The sequence below is a fragment of the Acinetobacter sp. YH12129 genome, from assembly GCF_013418685.1.
Taxonomy (GTDB): domain Bacteria; phylum Pseudomonadota; class Gammaproteobacteria; order Pseudomonadales; family Moraxellaceae; genus Acinetobacter; species Acinetobacter amyesii.
On sequence record NZ_VPBP01000023.1, the window covers coordinates 23,477 to 43,033 of the forward strand.

The 19,557-nt window shown below is 41.5% G+C and carries 14 protein-coding genes and 5 pseudogenes; 10 read left to right on the forward strand and 9 right to left on the reverse strand.

Features of this window, described 5'->3' with window-relative positions; all coding sequences use genetic code 11:
• Positions 1–555: 555 nt before the first annotated feature.
• From FTU65_RS11785 to FTU65_RS11800, 4 genes are read left to right on the forward strand one after another with little or no spacing between them, the layout of a single operon-like run.
• Positions 556–846 (forward strand): helix-turn-helix transcriptional regulator, encoded by a 291-nt coding sequence (locus FTU65_RS11785; RefSeq protein WP_070153163.1) that lies wholly within the window; start codon positions 556–558, stop codon positions 844–846.
• On the forward strand, positions 836–2,185 hold the full coding sequence (locus FTU65_RS11790) for a type II toxin-antitoxin system HipA family toxin (RefSeq protein WP_179994267.1): 1,350 nt from the start codon (positions 836–838) through the stop codon (positions 2,183–2,185). The genes FTU65_RS11785 and FTU65_RS11790 overlap by 11 nt, the downstream gene beginning before the upstream one ends.
• 18 nt (positions 2,186–2,203) lie before the next feature.
• Positions 2,204–3,208 carry a YecA family protein gene (locus FTU65_RS11795; protein ID WP_070153169.1) on the forward strand — a complete coding sequence of 335 codons (1,005 nt, stop codon included), beginning with the start codon at positions 2,204–2,206 and terminating at the stop codon, positions 3,206–3,208.
• A 10-nt stretch (positions 3,209–3,218) separates the two neighbouring features.
• Positions 3,219–4,337, forward strand: coding sequence for a hypothetical protein (locus FTU65_RS11800; RefSeq protein ID WP_179989052.1), 1,119 nt, complete (start codon positions 3,219–3,221; stop codon positions 4,335–4,337).
• Positions 4,338–4,480: 143 nt separating this feature from the next.
• Here FTU65_RS11800 and FTU65_RS11805 read toward each other — a convergent pair whose 3' ends face one another.
• A complete protein-coding gene (locus FTU65_RS11805; RefSeq protein ID WP_070153175.1) occupies positions 4,481–5,794 on the reverse strand; it encodes an ATP-binding protein in 1,314 nt (437 codons plus the stop codon).
• 237 nt (positions 5,795–6,031) lie between these two features.
• Here FTU65_RS11805 and FTU65_RS16465 point away from each other — a divergent pair.
• Positions 6,032–6,337 (forward strand): annotated as a pseudogene (locus tag FTU65_RS16465) (transcriptional regulator).
• Positions 6,334–7,248 (forward strand): annotated as a pseudogene (locus tag FTU65_RS11815) (type II toxin-antitoxin system HipA family toxin); the annotation flags it as partial. The pseudogenes FTU65_RS16465 and FTU65_RS11815, both read left to right, overlap by 4 nt.
• A 44-nt stretch (positions 7,249–7,292) precedes the next feature.
• Here FTU65_RS11815 and FTU65_RS11820 read toward each other — a convergent pair.
• From FTU65_RS11820 to FTU65_RS11830, 3 genes are read right to left on the reverse strand one after another with little or no spacing between them, the layout of a single operon-like run.
• Positions 7,293–9,701 (reverse strand): DEAD/DEAH box helicase family protein, encoded by a 2,409-nt coding sequence (locus FTU65_RS11820; protein WP_094069352.1) that lies wholly within the window; start codon positions 9,699–9,701, stop codon positions 7,293–7,295.
• 25 nt (positions 9,702–9,726) lie between these two features.
• Positions 9,727–10,098, reverse strand: a complete 372-nt coding sequence (locus tag FTU65_RS11825) for a type II toxin-antitoxin system HigA family antitoxin (protein ID WP_000354814.1) — start codon at positions 10,096–10,098, stop codon at positions 9,727–9,729.
• 31 nt (positions 10,099–10,129) lie between these two features.
• On the reverse strand, positions 10,130–10,432 hold the full coding sequence (locus FTU65_RS11830; RefSeq protein WP_154320130.1) for a type II toxin-antitoxin system HigB family toxin: 303 nt from the start codon (positions 10,430–10,432) through the stop codon (positions 10,130–10,132).
• Between the two features lie 390 nt (positions 10,433–10,822).
• On the opposite strand from FTU65_RS11830, the gene FTU65_RS11835 reads away from it, so the two are divergent.
• Complete coding sequence (locus FTU65_RS11835) at positions 10,823–11,026, forward strand: hypothetical protein (RefSeq protein WP_094069354.1); 204 nt, start codon at positions 10,823–10,825, stop codon at positions 11,024–11,026.
• Positions 11,027–11,048: 22 nt separating this feature from the next.
• Here FTU65_RS11835 and FTU65_RS11840 read toward each other — a convergent pair whose 3' ends face one another.
• Both FTU65_RS11840 and FTU65_RS11845 read right to left on the reverse strand, forming a co-directional pair.
• Positions 11,049–11,930: a hypothetical protein gene (locus tag FTU65_RS11840; protein WP_094069355.1), complete on the reverse strand. Its 882-nt coding sequence runs from the start codon at positions 11,928–11,930 to the stop codon at positions 11,049–11,051.
• Positions 11,931–11,997: 67 nt separating this feature from the next.
• Positions 11,998–13,551 (reverse strand): esterase-like activity of phytase family protein, encoded by a 1,554-nt coding sequence (locus FTU65_RS11845; protein ID WP_167846514.1) that lies wholly within the window; start codon positions 13,549–13,551, stop codon positions 11,998–12,000.
• 474 nt (positions 13,552–14,025) lie between these two features.
• On the opposite strand from FTU65_RS11845, the pseudogene FTU65_RS11850 reads away from it, so the two are divergent.
• Positions 14,026–14,853, forward strand: a pseudogene (locus FTU65_RS11850) (TonB-dependent receptor domain-containing protein); the annotation flags it as partial.
• A gap of 268 nt (positions 14,854–15,121) precedes the next feature.
• On the opposite strand, the pseudogene FTU65_RS16470 reads toward FTU65_RS11850, so the two are convergent.
• Both FTU65_RS16470 and FTU65_RS11855 read right to left on the reverse strand, forming a co-directional pair.
• A pseudogene (locus tag FTU65_RS16470) lies at positions 15,122–15,208 on the reverse strand (HNH endonuclease); the annotation flags it as partial.
• 38 nt (positions 15,209–15,246) lie between these two features.
• Positions 15,247–16,479, reverse strand: a complete 1,233-nt coding sequence (locus FTU65_RS11855) for an ATP-binding protein (RefSeq protein ID WP_094069408.1) — start codon at positions 16,477–16,479, stop codon at positions 15,247–15,249.
• Positions 16,480–16,814: 335 nt separating this feature from the next.
• Between FTU65_RS11855 and FTU65_RS11860 the strand changes: the two are divergent.
• Positions 16,815–17,117 (forward strand): annotated as a pseudogene (locus tag FTU65_RS11860) (transposase); the annotation flags it as partial.
• Here the strand turns inward: FTU65_RS11860 and FTU65_RS11865 are convergent.
• Positions 17,102–17,440: a transposase gene (locus FTU65_RS11865; protein ID WP_154320127.1), complete on the reverse strand. Its 339-nt coding sequence runs from the start codon at positions 17,438–17,440 to the stop codon at positions 17,102–17,104. The pseudogene FTU65_RS11860 and the gene FTU65_RS11865 overlap by 16 nt on opposite strands.
• Before the next feature lie 305 nt (positions 17,441–17,745).
• Here FTU65_RS11865 and FTU65_RS11870 point away from each other — a divergent pair, with 305 nt between their 5' ends.
• Entirely contained in the window at positions 17,746–19,503 is a 1,758-nt protein-coding gene (locus FTU65_RS11870) for a ShlB/FhaC/HecB family hemolysin secretion/activation protein (RefSeq protein WP_154320126.1), read from the forward strand.
• The last annotated feature ends 54 nt before the right edge of the window (positions 19,504–19,557 follow it).

Genomic DNA, 19,557 nt, shown 5'->3' on the forward strand with positions numbered 1-19,557 from the left:
TATTTTTAAGCTATTACCGAGGTTGGGATTGATTGATTGTATGGCTGTGATTCCTGCTACAAAGTAGTAAAAGTTAGATCATAAAAATACCCCAACCTTGGCAATAGTCACCAACATAATTTACATTAAATTGTATAAATTGCTGTGTATATAAGTACAATAACATCAATAACTTACGTTTTAAAATATTTTTATTGGAATTAATGTTTATTAAGATCGTTTAATTTTGGTCACATAAGTTTTTAAAAATTTACCAAATAATCACCAACATAATTTTGTGATGATTAATTAGGTAAACCGAATGGTAAAAAATCAGGTTGATGGAGTTATATATGGCTGAACCGTACCGGGTTTGTCGGAGACTTTTTTATTTAAGTTAGGCCACCTGACCTAACGGGTTAATCTTATGCTGCTGTTAGGGTCTAAAAATAGCAGTTTTGAAGGGCTTTATCGAGTGATTTTTTCAACACTCTACGCAATTATGGATATCATAGTATCCACTTTATGTTTTATTTCGCTATAATGGATATAACTGTATCCATTTGGTCTTTGCGGATGAATTTTACCTTACTTGATGATACCGATGTAAGCCAAGCTTATGCGGCTTATTTACGTGAGTTACGCAAGCAGGCAAAGCTGTCGCGCGCTGCATTGGCTGAGCGAAGCTGCGTACCTGCGGCCACCATTAAGAAATTTGAGCTGACCGGGCAAATTTCATTTCGTCAATTGCTGTTGCTATGGCAGACACTTGATTCGCTAGATAGGCTTTATCAGCTCACGCAACTTAGCAAAGAACGCGCTGCTATACCCATGAGTATTGATGAGGTGCTAAAAGATGAGTTTTAAACCGATTCAGAAGCTTAATGTTACTCGTACGCTAAGCTCAGGTGAGCAGATATCTGTTGGAGTCTTGGCGCAGAATCGGCAAGGCGTTTTTTTTCAGTATACTGACGACTATTTGCAGCAGTTTGGCAATTTATCACCGTTTACCTTGCAAGCGAATACGCTAGTTCAAGCCGCACCTAAAGCGCCGCACCAAGGTGTACATGGCGTATTTGGGGATTGTTTGCCCGATGGCTGGGGCATGTTGTTACAAGATCGTATTTTCCGGCAAAAGGGCATCCTACCTAATCAATTAACGGCGATGGATAGACTGGCCTTTGTCGGTGATAAAGGCATGGGAGCGCTGTCTTTTGCTCCGGTGTCTGAGTTTTCAGCCACGACATACGCGGACATTGATTTAGCAACCTTGGGCTTAGAAGCACAAACGCTGTTCGATGCTTCAATGTCAGATTATATGGATGATAATCACGATGAGTTAGATGGGCATACGCAACAGGTGTTGGCCGCATTAGTCGCCGGTGGTAGTTCGGGTGGAGCAAGGCCTAAGGCGCAGATTTATATGCCTGCAGGGGAAACTCAGCATTGTCGAACCTTTGCTCAGCCTGGAGATGAGGCTTGGCTGATTAAGTTTACCTCGAAAAATCTCGCGCTCGGGCATGAAGAAGGGTTGTGTGAAGCGGTTTATTTGCAAATGGCCGAGCTTGCCAAGTGCCAACCACCAGTCTGGCAACTCATTGAAGCACCAACTACAAGCGGTGCGTCTGCCTGGTTGGCGCTTAAGCGTTTTGATTATGTCACGGAGCAGGCCCGTTTAAGCGGTAATCGCAGTTCAGGTCGCTTGCATATGCACAGCGCTTGCGGGCTGCTGGATGCAGACTTTCGAACGCCAAGTTTAGATTATATTGACTTGATCAAAGCCAGCCGTCAGTTGTGTAAATCTCCTGCTGCTGGGCAGCTGCAATTTCGCCGTGCCGTTTTTAACCTGCTGTCGTCTAACCAAGACGACCACAGTAAAAACTGGGCGTTTTTGCAAGCGGATGACGGTCAATGGAACCCTGCACCTTTTTACGATGTTACCTACAGCCCACATCCATTCAACGAACACGCCACTGCTTTCGGCGGTTATGGCAAAGTGCCATCGCTTAAGGTGATGCAAAAACTTGCTACTAGTGCTGGCTTTGCGAATTGGAATGATGCAAAGCAAGTTATTGAAGAAGTCGCAGAAGCCATCAGCCAATTTACGTATCTTGCCAAGCAACAAGGGATCAGTAAAACAACAATGTCCGTGATTGCTAAGACATTGGAGCAGCGTAAACAAGAAAATGCAGCGCTTTTTCTATAACAATAAGAAGGGACAGTAATGAAGCTCGGCCGAAACGATCCTTGCCATTGTGGCAGTGGTAAAAAATTTAAACGTTGTTGTATGAGCAGCGTTTCCAAGCAACATGCCCAAGTCTTCGATGATGTTGAAACCATGCTGGCAATGAACCCAAATTTGAGTCTTGATGAACTCAATGCCGCTTTGCAGCACAAAGTGCAAGAACGCAATCATCAACCTCATCCCGATTTTTGTGGCGTAACGCCAACGCAAATGGCCAATTGGCTTTATGCGCCTTTTGATGAATTAAAGTGGGTGACAATTTGCACTCCCGACTCTCTTTCTGCCAGCCCAATAATGCGTTATCTAGCCCTCATTCTTGATGAGGCCATGGCGCAAGAAGGCTCCTTCAAAGCCACGAGTAAAGGCAACTTACCGGCTAAGTTGGTTAAACAGGCCAGTGAGTTATTGCCTGAGTTTGCCGTTGCTCAATTAGAACGTAGTATAAGCATCAGCGAGTTTTCGGGCAGCAATGAAGACAAATTTAATGCCTTGCACTACACCCGAGTGCTTGCCGAAATTAGCGGTATTATTTATCGGCGCAGTGGCCGCTACCATGTAAAAAAATCAGCGCAAAAGCAGTATCAAGCGCTAGGCATACAGGCCTTTTTCAAACCTATGTTAGAGGCCGCTATCAGCAAATATAACTGGGGTTATTTGGACAGTTTCGAATACGATGTCGACTTGCGCACTTTTTGGTTGTTTATGCTGTGGCGTATTCAAAGCCACAACAGTGTGGAGCAGCTTGTGAAAGAGGTGATGACAGCTTTCCCTAATCTATTGCTGGTATTCCCTACGGATGATTACTTCTCGCCAGAAAGAAACTTAAGTATGCTCATCGAATCACGATTTATTGAGCGATTTTTGCAGTTTTGGGGATTTGTAACGATTGACCCAAGACGTTATATAAACGCTGAACAAGTCGCCAGAGTGATTCAGGTACAGCCTTTGTTAAAACAAACTTTTCAATTCACAATAAATAAATAGCAAGGTCACCGTGAGCGAATTTCAATACTATAAATTTGAGCGTCTGGATGGGTATTTAGATGCTAAAGCACGTCAAGCACTCAGAGCCATTTCAAGCCGTGCCGAGATCAGCGCTACGGCCTTTCAGGTGTATTACACCTACAGTGATCTAAAGGCCGAGCCTTTTGAGCTGATGTTAAAATACTTTGATATCGGTTTTTACTATGCCGATTGGGGCTCAATCGATGTATACATCAAGCTACCAGCAGGAACGCTTCCAGATGCGTTACTTGGCTTTTCAAGTGATGGACTTCATGTTCACGAAAACGATGAGTGGCAGTTGCTGATTTTTTCCCTTGAGGAGTGTGATGAGTATTTTGACGATGAGCATGCTGACGACTTTTTCCAGCATTTAGCCGCTTTACGCGGCGGGTTAATGCAAGGGGATTGGCGCCTTGTGTACTTAATGTGGCTCAAAGCGTTTGATTTTAATGATGGCGTTGAGCGAGTGCCGTTAATTCAATTCGATTTTGAGCACCTCAGGGAAGAGGAGCAGTCGTTTGCTGCGCTGTATGATATTCCCTTAGCATTGGTTAAGGCGCTCGCCATGGTGCTGAGCGAACAACCCAGTCACCAAGCCAAACAAACTCAGCTTACGCTTGATGCGTGGATCCATAATCTCTCGCAAGCAGAGAAAGACACGCTATTACGCACGTTGTTTGAGCAAGGCCAGCTAACCCGTCACCAAGCCTTAGCGCTGACGCGAAAAGAACCTGTCAACACAGACGAGATCTATCAATACTGGTTAACTTCCGCCGTCATTTCTCCTTTCATTGAGCAAGCGCAAAGTCAATTACAGCAAGAGCAAGCCGCAGCACTCGCAAAAAAATTAGCTATCGAAAAAGCGGAAAAAGAAAAAGCGTTGACGTATATCTACAATCAACGTGAGCACTACTGGCAGCAATCACAAGAGCAAGCGGATCGAACTTGCGCCAGTGGTTACGATGCGGCATCACGCTATCTGCATCAGCTGTTTGAGGCCTATCAGTTCAAAGCTGATGAAGCGGCGTTTGAACAACGTTTTAAGCGCTTTGTTGTGGCGAATAATAGCCGTAAAGCACTGTTAAATCGCTTGAGTGATTTGCTTTAAACGATGAGGCGATAGGCTGGCCAAATGACGTTAGCAAAAAACCGATTGAGGGTTGGTTGAAAGGTTGTAAGCCCACCAAAGGTCTACAAATTGTTACCTATGAAGTCACTTTGTGTAGACCTCGGGGTCTAAGTAACGCGCTTTTACCATCTCTGTGGTAAATACTGCGTGAAATACAAAGGCATCACGATATTGGTTTGCTCTAATGCGGATGAGCCTTGTGTACCCGTTAACTTAAAGGTTTTACTTGGAGTACATTTTTCAACGTAGGATGCCAACGATTTTGCTCTTGTACGTTTACCACTTTTGACCTCCACAGGGACGATATCGCCTTCATCGGTCGCCAAAATAAATTCGATTTCGGCACGGGCGTCATTCCATGAATAGCTTGGGTCAACGCCAATGGCAGTGAGCTCTTGTTGCACAAAGTTTTCAGCCACATAACCTTTGTATTCATAGTTTTGTTGCTTAATTTCTTTATAACTGCTGCCGAGCATATGATTAAGCAGACCCACATCAAACAAAAACAGTTTCACCATATTTTCTTTTTTATAGGCCGCTAACGGAGATTTCGGCAATCCTTCAATAGGGTAGTTTGGCAAAGCTAGGCGGCAGCAGTTAAGCCAATGGATCGCGGTTTCAAAATCGCTATAACGAGATTTACGCTCATGCACATGCTTAAATTTAAAGCGTTTAACCGACTCATCGCTGACAAGTGATAGCTGGGCTGGAATGCTATTAAATACCGATTCAATCAGTGTGGTGTCGACCTTGCCCGCGTACTTACCAAAATCGCGGCGATAACCTTCCACTAAATCGGCATGAATTTTTGTGACTTTTTCAACACGCTCTAGAATGCTTGAATCCTTATACTGATACCAAGCAGAAACGGCTTCCGGCATACCACCAGTAAAAAAGTAGTCAGTGAGTTTGTCCATCAATTTGGTGTGTACTGCCGGTGTGCTTGCTTGACTATCAAACGCTTTGATCAGCGCTTGCTCGTTGGATGCGTAAATAAATTCTTGGAAGGTCAGTGGTCGTAAATTGTATTGTTCTACCTTGCCCACAGGGAAGGTGTTGAGCAAACCAATATTCGAGCCGCTGGCAGCGACAAAATAGGACGGTGCTTTTTCAGCAAAGTACTTTAGTGAGGTAACGGCACGTTCACATTCGCCAATTTCATCTAATATCAGCAGATCGGTTTCTGGGTTGAACGCTTGGTTGGTTAACAACTCAATATTCATTACTAGCTCGTCAGGTGACAGAGAGCCATCGAACGCTTCTTTGTAGGCAGGGTTTTCAAGGAAGTCGATACGAAGGATGTTGGCAAAGGTATTCCCAAATAACTCTTGTAGCAGATAGGTTTTACCTGTTTGTCTTGCACCATCGATCAATAATGGCTTGCGCACCGGTTGATTTTTCCATGTTATTAGGGCGTTTAGTAAGTTGCGCTGCATTGTCATTTCCCGCCAATTAAGACTGTTAACTGCCTGTAGTATAACTCAGCCTACACTTTTACGCGCAGAAAAGTGCGGAATTTTACATTTTTATGCGCATAAAAGTGTAATTTGATGACCTTTGGCATTCAGGGATTCACATCATCGCCTTGGCCAACGCGCAAGCTAAACCTAAAAGTAGGATATAAATCCAATTATATTGAGTAAAGTGGGAATATAGTCCCTTTGGTTGGTGATATGGCTAAGCGTGACTTACACAATATATTGTTTCCAAAGCAGCGTAAAATCCTGACGCAGTTTGGTGAAGACTTGCTGTTGGCGATGAAAAGACGTGGTTTTACCAAAAAGCTACTGTGTGAACGTACTGGTTTTGATCATAAAACCGTGAATTAAGTCTTAGCCGGTGATCCGGGCGTTGCCATAGGCACTTACTTAAAGGTGATGGCCGTTCTTGGCATGGAAAGCAACTTTGCAGAAATGGCCGCCCATGATGAAGTGGGTATCAAGCTGCAAAACATAAAATTGCTGGAAGGTTCAAGATGAGCCGTGAAATCGTTGAAGTCTATGCCGACTGGCAGCCAATTGAAGCACCTTTGCTAATAGGGCTGCTTTCTTACAGCGATTCAAGCCGAGGTGGCGTGTTTAGTTTTGCCTACGATAAAGCATTTTTAACCTCAGCCTATCGCTTGCAAATTGATCCCATCCTGACCCTCCACTCCGGTGTACTCTAAAACGATGAAGTCGATAAAAGCTTCCGCGCATTTCTTGATTCATCGCCTGATAGATGGGGGCGTATTTTAATGCAGCGGCGTGCGGCGATTGAGGCGCGCAAAGGCATTCGAGCAACAAGTCGATTAAACGAATTGGATTACCTGCTGGGCGTAAATGACTCTTACCGGATGGGTGGTATTCGATTTAAGCGAACAGGCTCGAATGCTTTTTTGGACGACAATTCTGAATTTGCTGCGCCGCCAATGGCTTCTTTGCGAGAGCTAGAGCATGCAGCAATGCAGATTGAAAAAGACGATAACATCGACAGTGACGAGTATTACCGCTGGTTGAAAATGCTGATTTCTCCAGGCTCATCATTAGGTGGTGCAAGGCCCAAAGCTTGTGTCACAGATGAACAAGACCACTTGTGGATTGCTAAGTTTCCCAATTTAAACGATACCCATGATGTGGGCGCGTGGGAGATGGTCTGTTATGAATTGGCGTTAGCGGCAGGTGTTGACATGTTTCCAAGTGAGATGAGGCAATTTTCGTCACAGCACCATACCTTCTTAACAAAACGGTTTGACCGCGACGGTGACAAGCGGCTGCATTTTTCGTCGGCCATGACACAGCTTCAATACTATGATGGTGAACAATCTCAAGGTGCCAGCTACTTAGAGATTGCTGAATTTATTTCCAATTGTGGAGCACAAACCACAGCTGATTTAGCTCAGTTTTGGCGTATGGGGGTAAAGGCATGGGGAAGTGTTTAATGAAGTGCTGCTGTTTATTTTGGCTTGGTATTTGGTGAAGGGATGTTTTCTAATTTCAATGAAGGTTGCTTGTTACTGTTGTCATCAATGTACTCAAGGGCGTACCTCATAGCCTTGTAGCTTTTCTCGCGTTTTTTAAACATGCGTTGCAGCATAGGGAGAGTGCAGTCCACATAGTCGTGAATAGTGACTTGTGTTTTGCCTTCCGATTCACGATGAATACGACCGGCATATTGAGCCAATGTTCCTTTCCATGAGATGGGCATGGCCAAAAACAACGTATCCAGTCTTGGTAGGTCAAACCCTTCGCCTACATATTTTCCTGTTGCGACGACGACTTGAGCCGATTGCAGATGATTGTCAGCGTTCTTGCGTTCCGCAGCTTTCATGGCGCCTTTAAGTACGACAGTGCTTATACCCATTTCGGTAAGTCGTGAGTGTATGGATTCTGCGTGCTCTCTACGCTCTGTAAGGACTAACGGGTGTCCGCCATTTTGAACACACTCGTAGGCGTCTGAGACGATTTTTGAAGTGCGCTGCTCATTATTGACGAGCCAGCGGTAGGCATCGCTTATTTTGGGGCGCTCATCTGTTTTTATAAGCTCTGCTGCTGGTACATCGTAGAGCTGATGAATCATCACGGTTTGAGTAAATTGCTCATCAGGGCTTTGTTTCACTTTGTAGCGAATAGGCCCTGCCGCCATAAAAATGATCTTTTGATGACCATCTTGTCGCTCTGGTGTTGCTGTAAGGCCCAATACATATTTTGCTCTTACCTCGTTGAGTACCATTTCAAACCTTGGTGCAGATAGGTGGTGGCATTCGTCAACAATAATATGGCCGTAGTCTTGAATGAGAGGAGTGATGGAATTGTCTTTTTTATTAACCAAACTTTGGTAGGTGGCTATGTCGATAATGCCACTCGGCTTTCTTTTACCTCCGCCTATACTGCCAATGGTTACTTCGGGTAGGAACGTGCGTAAGCGCTCTTGCCATTGTTCGAGCAGTTGTCGGCTATGAACCAGTATGAGGGTATTTACTTTGCGTTTTACGATCATAGCAATGGCAGTAACCGTTTTTCCAAATGCAGTTGGCGCATGCAAAATACCGAAGTCATGTTTAGATATTGCGGCCACTGCGTCACGCTGGTTCTTTCGCAAAGTGAACTCAGGGGTAAGCTTTAATAATGGTTTACCAATTTCACGCTTATCGTCAAATAGTGGCGAAATGTTTTGCTCTTGTAGCAAAGCAATCGCATCATCGAGGCAGCCTCGCGGTAGTGCTAGATAACCGTTTTCAATACGAGCACAGGAAATAAACCTCGGAATGCCATGGGTTGAAAAGCGCAACGCTTGTGTTTTAAAAAACACAGGATTAGAAAAACTAGCTAATCGCTTTAGTCCGGCCAGTAATGGCCCAGGTAACTCGCTCATCAAAAAGTAGATATGGTTGGCCAAGGTAATGGTCACGTTTTTCGGCAAAGACTCTAATTTTATTGGTGCGGCTTTGGCTGTGATTTCCCAAGGAGGGCGGTTGTCTGTTAGCCCTTGCTCGGACAGTAATAGGGTGTTGGGTGAAATAGTTGTTATGAGTTGGTCAATACTCGACTGAGTGAGCGTTTTAAGCTCAGCAAGGTACCGCCATTGATCATCGATGGCATTCAGGTCACTGTCAACAAAGCAACTACGACCTGAAAGGCGAGCCTCCTTTTGAAGTGGTAACGCAATGAGATTGCCAAACCCGCCTTCAGGAAGTACATCTTGGTTAGGAAAGAGCCTGTCATAGGAGTCAAACGATAGATTTGGAAATATTTCCATGGCTTTATCAAGCAAAGCGAAACCCAGTGCCCGAGCATGGTTCGCTGGGATATTGGTTTCAAAAAATATCCATAAGTGAGCCCCGTTGCCAGAACGCGAGATTTCTATCGCGTGCGGAATATCAAACGCTTGGCACACTTTAGACATTGCTTTGACTTCTTCTTGCCAACAGCCTTTGTCAAAATCGGCTGCCAACAAATAGCACGAATTATCTTTAAGTAGTGGATACAGACCAACCACTTGATGACCGGCAAGGTGCCTGTAAATAATGTGCTCGTTTAATTCGCTAAACTTTCGGTGTGAACAGTCTTGGCATTTAATGCGGGGTTTGTTGCATAGCCCGCTTACCCACTCATTATCACAGGCTACGGAATAGCCACTGCGCCCCTGTTGATTTTGCCAACGATTGGCAAAGATATCCTCTCTTCCACGAAATCGTTGTCTGAATAAGGCGACCTTTTGTTCTGGCGTGAATGTCTGTACTGAACGCTCGATTTGAGCGCTACGCAAAGCCTCTCTTAATGCGAGAAGCTGCTGCTTTTCATTTTCAAGCTCAGCTAGCCTGTTATCAATAGCAGAAATGTTTGGGTAGCGAGCGTCATTCATAACAAACTAATTTTGATTCGCAGCACTATAAAGCGCGAACTTGCGGTGGCTTGATCAGCGACTCTGCTGGAATACCTAACCCTTCATGAAGTTTCCAAATCATTTTTAGCGTGAGTGATCGCTTATGGTTTAGGATTTCATAAACACGATTGCTTTTACCTATCATGGGTTCAAGATCTTTAACGGTTAAGCCTTTGCGCTCCATCTCAAACTTTATTGCCTCAACAGGGTCTGGCAAATCCATTGGAAAATGCTTTGCTTCGTAGGCCTCGACTAACGTAACCAAAATGTCCAGCTTTTCGCCTTCGACGGTATCAGGCTCCGCCATCATTAGGTTTTCGATGTCGTTTAATGCCGCGCGGTAGTCGGCATCTGTTTTAATAGGTCTGATGTCCATTATATTTACCTCTTGTTACTACCTTTTGGCTTCAAATCGTTTGTACATCAATTTTATCGTATTGCGCATGGCTGCCGATAAACCGTATGTAAACCACTTTGTACGCATAATTGATCCAAGCAACTAACCGGTATTTATTACCGGCAATGTTAAACACGACACGCCCATCTTTGAGGATGCTGGCATTTCTAAAGTCCTGTTTCACATCCGCCGGTGCTCCCCAATCAGCGTTTAATGCATGCCTATACCAAGCTAACGTTGGCTCTTTAGCGTCAATGTATTCTGAGCTGTCTTCCCAAAATGTTTTTAAGGTTGATAGTGCGATAATTCTCATAAATAGATATTAGTCCCAATTTGGGACTTTTGCAAGTTTGGTATTCTTGATGCGGTTAGGAGTTGTTACCGCATCCCCAATTGCCCCATTCCTTGGGGCGGTTCACATCCCTCTTATTCACCCTCTTAAGCTCGGCATATCAAGTGTTGCCCCATTGTCCCAACTGCCACGGTAAGTGATCAAATGGGGGGCTTGCTATTTTCGCCTGATGGGCCTTTTCGACATGCGGCTGCGTTTGCCATCGAAGAAGGCCAATACTCTGAACCAATAGAGTGATTCTTCATACCCCAAGCTGTGCGTTGGACGTGCAGGCGGGATGAGCCCCAGTTTGCGTCCTAAACTGACAATCACGTAGAAGCGAACGGAAAATACCTATACGAGCCTGAAACTGTGGCTGAAGTTGAGCATATTCTAGGTGCTGTTGTTGTTCTATTAAGACAGCCGATTTATTCACTCGGTTTAGGCTGTGTGATTAATGTGTTTAGAACAGCCCAAGCTTTAAATATTGGGCTTGAAATTGGGGCAGAGAAGGATAACTTGTATCTCAAACCTGATCTGACAGTTACCCATTTTTTATTGTTTCTATCAGGTTAAATTTTCTAGATGTGTATGAAGGCTAATTGCAGAAATTTGATTGATATTGGTACACAAACTGAGTCTTTGTTGCTGTCGAAGTTGGTGCATTATATTGGGTTAAACCTTTTAAAGCACTGAAGCTTAAAGCAGCACGATCAACTACTTTTCTTGTGAAATTCGCATTGGGATCTGAATATTTAAACGAAATTTCTGCTAAAACAGGTTTTAGACTACCGTAAGGCAATAGGGTATACCATAAACTTAACTCTAAATCTGCATCGAATTCACCTAAATCAATCGTTGCACCACTATATTTTCGTTCATAGATAGTTAGACCACCAACTTGATTCAGGGCTAGACTATTATTAAAATTATAGTCATTTTTGAAGCCAGTAAATAGAATATTGATATCCTCAAAATCGTTAATGGTTCGCGAGGTTGGTACGGTTGTTGACTTGCTTGCAACTACAAGGAAACTCAAGTTATCTTTACGAGTAATGTCATCTTCTAGCTTAGTTTTTGCGCCTGATACATTGCTAGTCAAATCTTTGAAGTCAGCAATATAATGGTCATATCCACGATACTTTAAAGTTACTTCTTTTGTACCATTTTCATTACGCTCTCTGAAGCTGTATCCCATATTTTTTAAAGTACAGCTTCCTTGAGTATCGTAAAAGCGGATTTCTCTTTGTGTATCAAAGATCATAGCACCAGTTACGTCACGACTGATTTTATTTTCAATCGCATTTTTCACCGCTGAAAAATAGCTATTTATGCTGCTTGCTTCATTTCCATAATTAAAATTTATGGGATCTAATAGTACTTTGTATTCGCGAGATGTGACTTTGGGAGATGCATAGCTCAGCGATGGTAGCACTGTAATTGCCAAGAAAGTTATCAAAGCCGATTGAGTTATTCTCATTTTTCTCTCTAGACAAAAGTTGAATTTAAAAAGCCCAAAAGTTTTAGCTTTTGGGCTTCATTCATTGTTATGGGTTGAAAAGATTTAACTTATCGGCAATATATAAGGTAGGTGTATCGACACGCATGCCCACATTATCCAAATACTTTTGCTCTAAACCATTGGTTGTCCAAAGACCCATGTCATCATCATTCACAATGCCAAGAGTTTGTCGGTTAATCAACCATAGACCTTCCATTTTGTCATGCGCATAACTTACACGTTTACCCATATCCAATACCAATGTTTTACTTACTGGCTGAATATTTAGTGCTTGTAATGCTTCCCATTTTTTATCGTTATTGATGAAATATTGCTCGAGGGTTTTACCTGCAATCGTTAAACCAAGTTTAGGATCTTGCACTAGATCGCCCTGAGTTGCGATATCCTCCAAATTGGTAGCATCCTTCAGATCAATACGATAAACATGTTTCATGATATTCGGATCGTCTTTAAGGAATTTGCCATCACGTTCCAGTACTAAAAACTCATGATCATTAATCGCAATAATAGCTGAGTTTGAGTTAGCATCAATTTCTTGACGATAGAGATACTGAGCAACTTTTCCTGTTTCAAGATTGATCGTCACAATACGTGTTAAGGTTGATTTATTAACAGCTTTAGTCGGTAAGTCCATTGTCGATTGCATAATCCCAACCAATGTTTTTTGGTCAGGTGTAATAGTTAAACCTTCCATACCACGGTTGGCACGACGATAACTAAATTCTTGCGGTAAAGTGAAGGTATTGCGCACATCATTTACAAAAGGATTAATACGACCAATTTCTTTTCCATTGGCATCATAGTGCACAATGTGAGGACCATATTCATCACTCACCCAGAATGTACCATCATTCAATGCTGCCAAACCTTCAGAATCGAGACCGTAATCATCAAGTTTGATAGGGTTCGTTATTGGGTCATAAGGCTTTGATGGATCTTTAGCGATGACCTTGCCATGAATATCGTAAGGTGTTTCGCCTGTACCACCTAGTGCAGCAGTATTCGGTAATCCACTAATATTATTTCCATCACGATCTTTTAATAAAATCGTTTTGATGAGTTTGATTGAGCCATCATCTTGTACCTCAAACAACCCAATTTTAGGTATATAGTCTGGCATTGGAAAAATCTTACCAGCACCATTCACGCCATCATTATAGTCAGCATTTGGGCCACGATCTGTGATTGCGTAAAATTGTTTATTGTTCGTAGGATGGGCAGCAACATCAGAGCCAAAGCCACCCTGTCGAAGTGTAAATGCACTCGCAATAGTTGTTCCATTCGCCTTAAAGCTTGTTAAGTTTTGGTAAGGCAATGCAACCCCTTGGGCAAATAAGTTTGGACCACACTGGATGGAGCTTTGCTGGATTTCATTCGCATCCAACTCACCATTTTGATTTTTATCCAAACCACTTTCAATACGTGTTCCAGCACTCCAGCAATCATCATTTCCAAGTACTAAAGGCGTCTGTTGAATCAAACTATTCAATCCATTTTGACCATTGTCCCCATCATCAGTACATGCGGTTAATAAAATTGTCGAAGCTAATAAAGCTAAGGTTAGTGGTTTTTTTTTCATTTTTTTGAAGCATCATGTTTAAAAAGCTTCATCATAAGAAGCAAAAATGACAATTACATGAATGAAATATGATCAATGTAAAATTTTAGCAAATTAAAAATATCAGTAGTTTGTGGGGGTTATATCTAGGTTTTCTTCATTATTTATCAAATGTGGTTTGAGGTAAAATTAAAATAAAACTTTAAACTGCCACAGTATTCTAGATATAAGCAGCCTTATTATGAAGCTGTCTCATAGGGCAGGGTTATACCAATGCTAAGTTTGAAGTGATTGAATCATCCTACTTACTAACGACACAATGTGACGTGTCGAAATTTATGTTTATTGAAAATTCCCCCAAATAATTTAAATTACTGTAATATTTTCCAATAGTTAAAACATTGCTAGTAGCATCATCAACTTAAATGTACTGTGTTGCAGGTAATAGAATTAAGACATCAGAAATAGCTTCAGCACCATGACTAAACCACAGGCAATGGTGATGACAGTGGTTCAACAGATTATCAAAAGTTACTTCCAACTGTCGCTTTAGGCTGGGATATATTACCTGAGCTTTATACTTATGCTAGCTATGGCAAAGGCTTCGAAACACCAACCTTTACCGAGATGGCCTATCTTACAGTAGGGACTTCAGGCATTAACTTTAATTTAAAACCTGCGACCAGTGATACCGTAGAACTTGGCTTAAAATCGCAGAATACCTTAGGGTTATTTACTTTTGCTGTATTTCATACTGAAACTAAAAATGACATTGTGCCTGACGATGCCAATGGCGGGCGAAGCACATTTCGTAATGCAGAAAAAACCTTACGTGAAGGCTTAGAGTTATCGTGGCAAAAACAGCTCTGGCAAGCACTCAATATTCGAACCAGTTATAGTTATTTAGATGCGACTTTTGATGCTGATATTCCAGCGACCACAACCAAACCGCTGATACAAAAAGGAACATATATTCCAGGTATTGCCAAGAATCAAGCTTTTGTAGGCTTGGCATGGCAACCTGAGCAGGGATTTCAGGCAGGCTTAGAAGCACGTTATATGGACAAGATTTATGTCGATGATATCAACTCTGATACTGCACCAAGTTATACGGTCGTTGCGGCAAATGTTGGCTATTTGTGGGTCAATAAAGACTGGAAAGTAAATACTTATGCACGACTAGATAATTTATTAGATCGAAACTATGTGGGTTCCGTGATTGTCAATGATAGTAATAATCGTTTCTTTGAGCCCGCAGATAGACGAAATTTTAATGTTGGACTATCGATAAAAAAATATTCTAACATAGGCTTTGTTGCATAAATACATAACCAACTGATTTTGTTCATTAATTTTTAGGTTGAAATTCATACAAACCTATTTAAATCAGAAGCTTACAAAATCTTTATGCAACAAAGCCGTGGAACAGCCACAAATAAACTCAGTAATAAATTTTTAAACATATTAATCCCCCGTTAAGTAACGGATTATAACAGCCGTAACTATCTAATCACATGCAAAAAGTAGCCGTTTCGCCTTTTCCTGTCCTCACATGATGCAAGCGGACCATACATCTTAATCAGATAGAAATCGAGTCGAGGTAAATCAATCCATCACAAATGGAGCAGAAATTATGCTTGATCACACTCTTGGTTAATGCTGAAAAGTCTTTGAGTTTTAATTAATAAATAAGTGTATCCATGTCTACCCTCAACTTTACTTATTTTCAGATAGCAACCAATCGAGAGCACTCATTTTTACAATACCATTATAATTCGCTTCAGTCCCTATCGTGTCTAAGGTAAGCAAATACTTGGGATACGAATCAGAAATTTTCTGTAATGGACGTAACTCTCGGCTGAGTGTCTCCTCATTGAGCGTTTCTAATGCCACCTGATAATAAGTTAAATTCTGTAAAGTATCGACAGCAACAAAATCAATTTCATATTCATCAACCCGCCCTACATAGACCGTATAACCTCGTCTGACAAGCTCAAGATAAATCACATTTTCTAAGATATGACCTTGATCAGCATTAGCATCAGGCAACATAATCCGGCGCAATCCGACATCAACTAAATAGTATTTTTCAGAGGATTGTAATAACTCACGCCCGCGTACTTTAAATTGTGCGGCACTATAAAATAACAAACTGTCCTGTAAGCCCTGAATATAGCGTTTTACTGTTTCAAATGAAATTTTAACCCCACTTGAAACAAAGGTATTTTTAATTTTATTGATGGAAATAGGTGAGCCTGTCACGCTTGCCAAATATCTTGCGACACGCTCGAGAGAGTTAATATCGGCAGTATTCAAACGGGGAATAACATCTTTAAACATTACACTGGCATAGACTGCTTGCAAGTAATCATAAGTTTCCTGCTGGCTAGTCATGGCAAGCGTATAAGGGAAACTACTGCGCGTATACATGGCATACAAATCACGATTTGATAATTGTTGGATGATCGGATTATTTTCAATATGCCACTGTTTAAATTCTTGGAATGACAGAGGTAGAACATGTTGCTCGATATAGCGTCCTGTAAGTAAAGTCGCAAGTTCTCCACTTAGAAAGAATGCATTTGAGCCTGTAATATATAAATCGATATAATCCCGAACATATAAAGAGTCGACTACTTTCTCAAAATTTGTAACATGTTGTATTTCATCTAAGAAAACATAGTTTTTTTTACTTTTATCAACTTTGGACAATACATAATCATGTAGTTTACGGTAATCGGTGAGTTCTTCAAATTCCATAAATTCGAAGTTGATGGCAATGATGTTTTCGGCTTGTACACCCTGTGCTTTTAGGATTTGTTGAAACATTGCCAATAAGGTGGATTTTCCAGAGCGACGCACACCTGAAAGTACTTTAATGACATCACGGTCTTGCCATGTATTCAGAAATTTTAAGTAGCCATCACGTCGAATATTAGCGCTTCTCATTATTTACACTTGGAATCTAAAGTTTTAATAAATTATATCAAATTTTAGAACGTATATGTAAATATATTTAATTTTAAAAAAAGTTTAAGGTTAAGTGAAACATTCAAAGCTGCTGTTGAAGTATACGGATAGTAAATGTAATAAAAATCCAGATTCTATCTTTTTTGACTCTGTACACGACAAAAAACCTAAATATGCCTAATATCGTATCTGGGTCTACTCCTTAGATGAGCAATGGTGATGCCTTGTTTTCGGATTTGTTGAGACTGTAAATAAAACTATGTAAACGCTTAAACTCCCCCAACGTTGTTGGGGTCAAACAAAAGGTGTTTACCATGAAAGATGAAGCAATGTTGGCACTCGCTAAAGAGTTAGCCAAGAACCTAAAAACCGAACTCGATCTCAATAATTTTAGTCGGGCTTTAAAGAAATTGACTGTTGAAACTGCCCTTAATGCGGAACTCACCGACCATTTAGGTTACGAAAAGAATAGTCCACGAACAGGTAAAAATGCTCGCAATGGTTACACAACGAAGCGTCTACTGACTGATGATGGTGAGTTTGAACTAGATACCCCTAGAGATCGTGAGGGTAAATTTGAGCCACAGCTTATCAAGAAAAATCAGACCCGTATCACAAAGCCAATTTCTGCTTTTGAGTGAGGTAAAGCAATTTGAACCGTTAACATATTAGTAGAAATAGGATCTAATGGTGCAGAGCAGGATAAGGCAATAAATGCAGGTTTATTCGGTGGTGGTGAGCGATCATTCTTTGGTTTACCATCAAATAAGCGAATCCATTTGGATACAAGATTTGCATTCAATCCATGTTGCAAAGCGACCGAAGCAATTGAAACGTCAGGTGCTTTACAAGCCTGAACGATCTGCTGTTTAAATTCAGCACTGTATGTTCTTCGTTTTTTCGCTAGAGATGCGATGGATGTCTGATTATTTGTCGTCATAAATTTAAGTCCCCACTTGTTTTTAAGTGGGGACTAAATTAAGGCTTATAGGATGAATTCATAAGGTGTGTTCAGCGGACGCTTACGAAAAAACAGCCAAGTGCTCATATGGTACAGTTATATCAAGAACAATGGTCAGATTGGCTATCAACGACACATGTGGCAAGTGAAGGTGTCCTGCAGAATGAAAGTTAAGTGTCTATTGAGGGGTACAATCTAATGGGAGAAATTGAAAAATAAAATACCATTGAATATTTGGTCATTATTTGTTAATTTCTGCGCAAAATTTAACATGCAATAAATTTATGTTCAAAAAAAATATAGTATTAAAAAGTATTTTGCTTACTTTGGGTGGTTTTGTTGTTACTCCTTTTGCATTTGCAGAAACATTTGATCCAGCGATAGATGGTTTGATTCGAAACCAGCAGCGCCAAGCAGAACTAGAAAAAATTATACAACCAGAACGTGATGTTAATTTAGATGTCATCCAAAAAAAAGAAGCTGTACAACTTACCGACCTTGAAGATCAGAATTGTTTTGAAATCAAGACAGTTGAACTTGATGGCGAAATGAGTAAGCATTTTGATCAATATGTGCAACAAGCGTTAAAAGATTTAAGTTTTACTCCAGGTTTATGCATGGGTGAGCAGCGAATTAATCTGTTGATGACGCAAACGCAGAACATCATCATTGGCCGAGGCTTTACTACGACACGAATATTGGCTGCACCTCAAAACTTAAGTACAGGCGTATTAAAACTCACCGTCATTCCGGGATTAGTTCGAGAAATCAAACTCGATTTAAGTGATGAGGAAAATACCCGAGCAGGCCGAATTCAATATGCCAAAAATATCTTTCCAATGAAGAGTGGCGATATTCTCAATTTACGTGACTTAGAGCAAGGCTTAGAAAACTTAAAAAGACTGCCTACAGCGGAAGCTGATATTCAAATTATTCCTGCAGATGCGCCCAATCAAAGTGATGTTATCGTCAAATGGAAACAGCGAAAAATTCCAATTCGCGTGACCTTAAGTGCTGATGATGCCGGTAGTCGTCAAACCGGTAAATACCAAGGTAACATCACCGTTTCAGTCGATAACCCTTTATTTAGAAGTGACTTATTTTACGTCACCATGGGCCGTAACTTAGCAGATCAGCAAGAGATTACGGATCAAAATGGAACCACTGTGAAGAGCGGAACCCATAACTATGCCCTTCATTATTCAGTCCCTTATAAAAACTGGCTGATCAGCGCCAATGCGAGTCGATACAATTATGACCAAGCTGTTGCAGGCACCAATAATGTCTATAACTATAATGGAGAAAGTCAGACTCAAGACTTAGGCTTGACCCGATTGCTTTATCGGGATGCCAAGCGTAAAACCTCAGCGACCTTGAAAGGCTGGCATCGAGAATCTAAAAGCTATATTGATGATGCCGAACTGACCATACAGCGCAGAGATGTTGCGGGTTGGCAGTTAAACCTTGATCATCGTGAATATATTCAATTTGCAGTGCTGGATTTGAGTCTAGGGTATAAGCGAGGCACAGGTGCATTCGATTCATTACCAGCAGTTGAGGAAGCGCTGAACGAAGGTACATCACGGATGAAGATCTGGACGCTAGATGCCAATCTGAATGTTCCGTTCCAATTTGAGAACCAGCAATATAGCTACTCAAGTGCCTTTAGAGCGCAATACAATGACACCCCGCTGACCATCCAAGACCGGCTTTCCATTGGTGGAAGGTATACAGTACGCGGTTTTGATGGTGACCTAACCCTAGCAGCAGACCGTGGCTTCTACTGGCGCAATGATTTAGCCATGTCTATTTTTCCCGCACATCAATTCTATATGGCCTTGGATGCTGGGCATGTTGATGGTCAATCTGCCCAATGGCTTTTAGGTAAAACCCTTGTGGGTGGTGCGATGGGGCTACGTGGTCAATTTAAGGTGGGTGGCACTTTTTACTACGATATATTTATCGGTAAACCAATCAAGAAGCCTGAATATTTCCAAAATTATGATTTGAATTATGGTTTTAGTGCCAGTTATTCATTCTGATCTAAAGAAAAGTACAAACTAAAAAATGAGCTCGTAGTATTAAAGCGAAAAAAT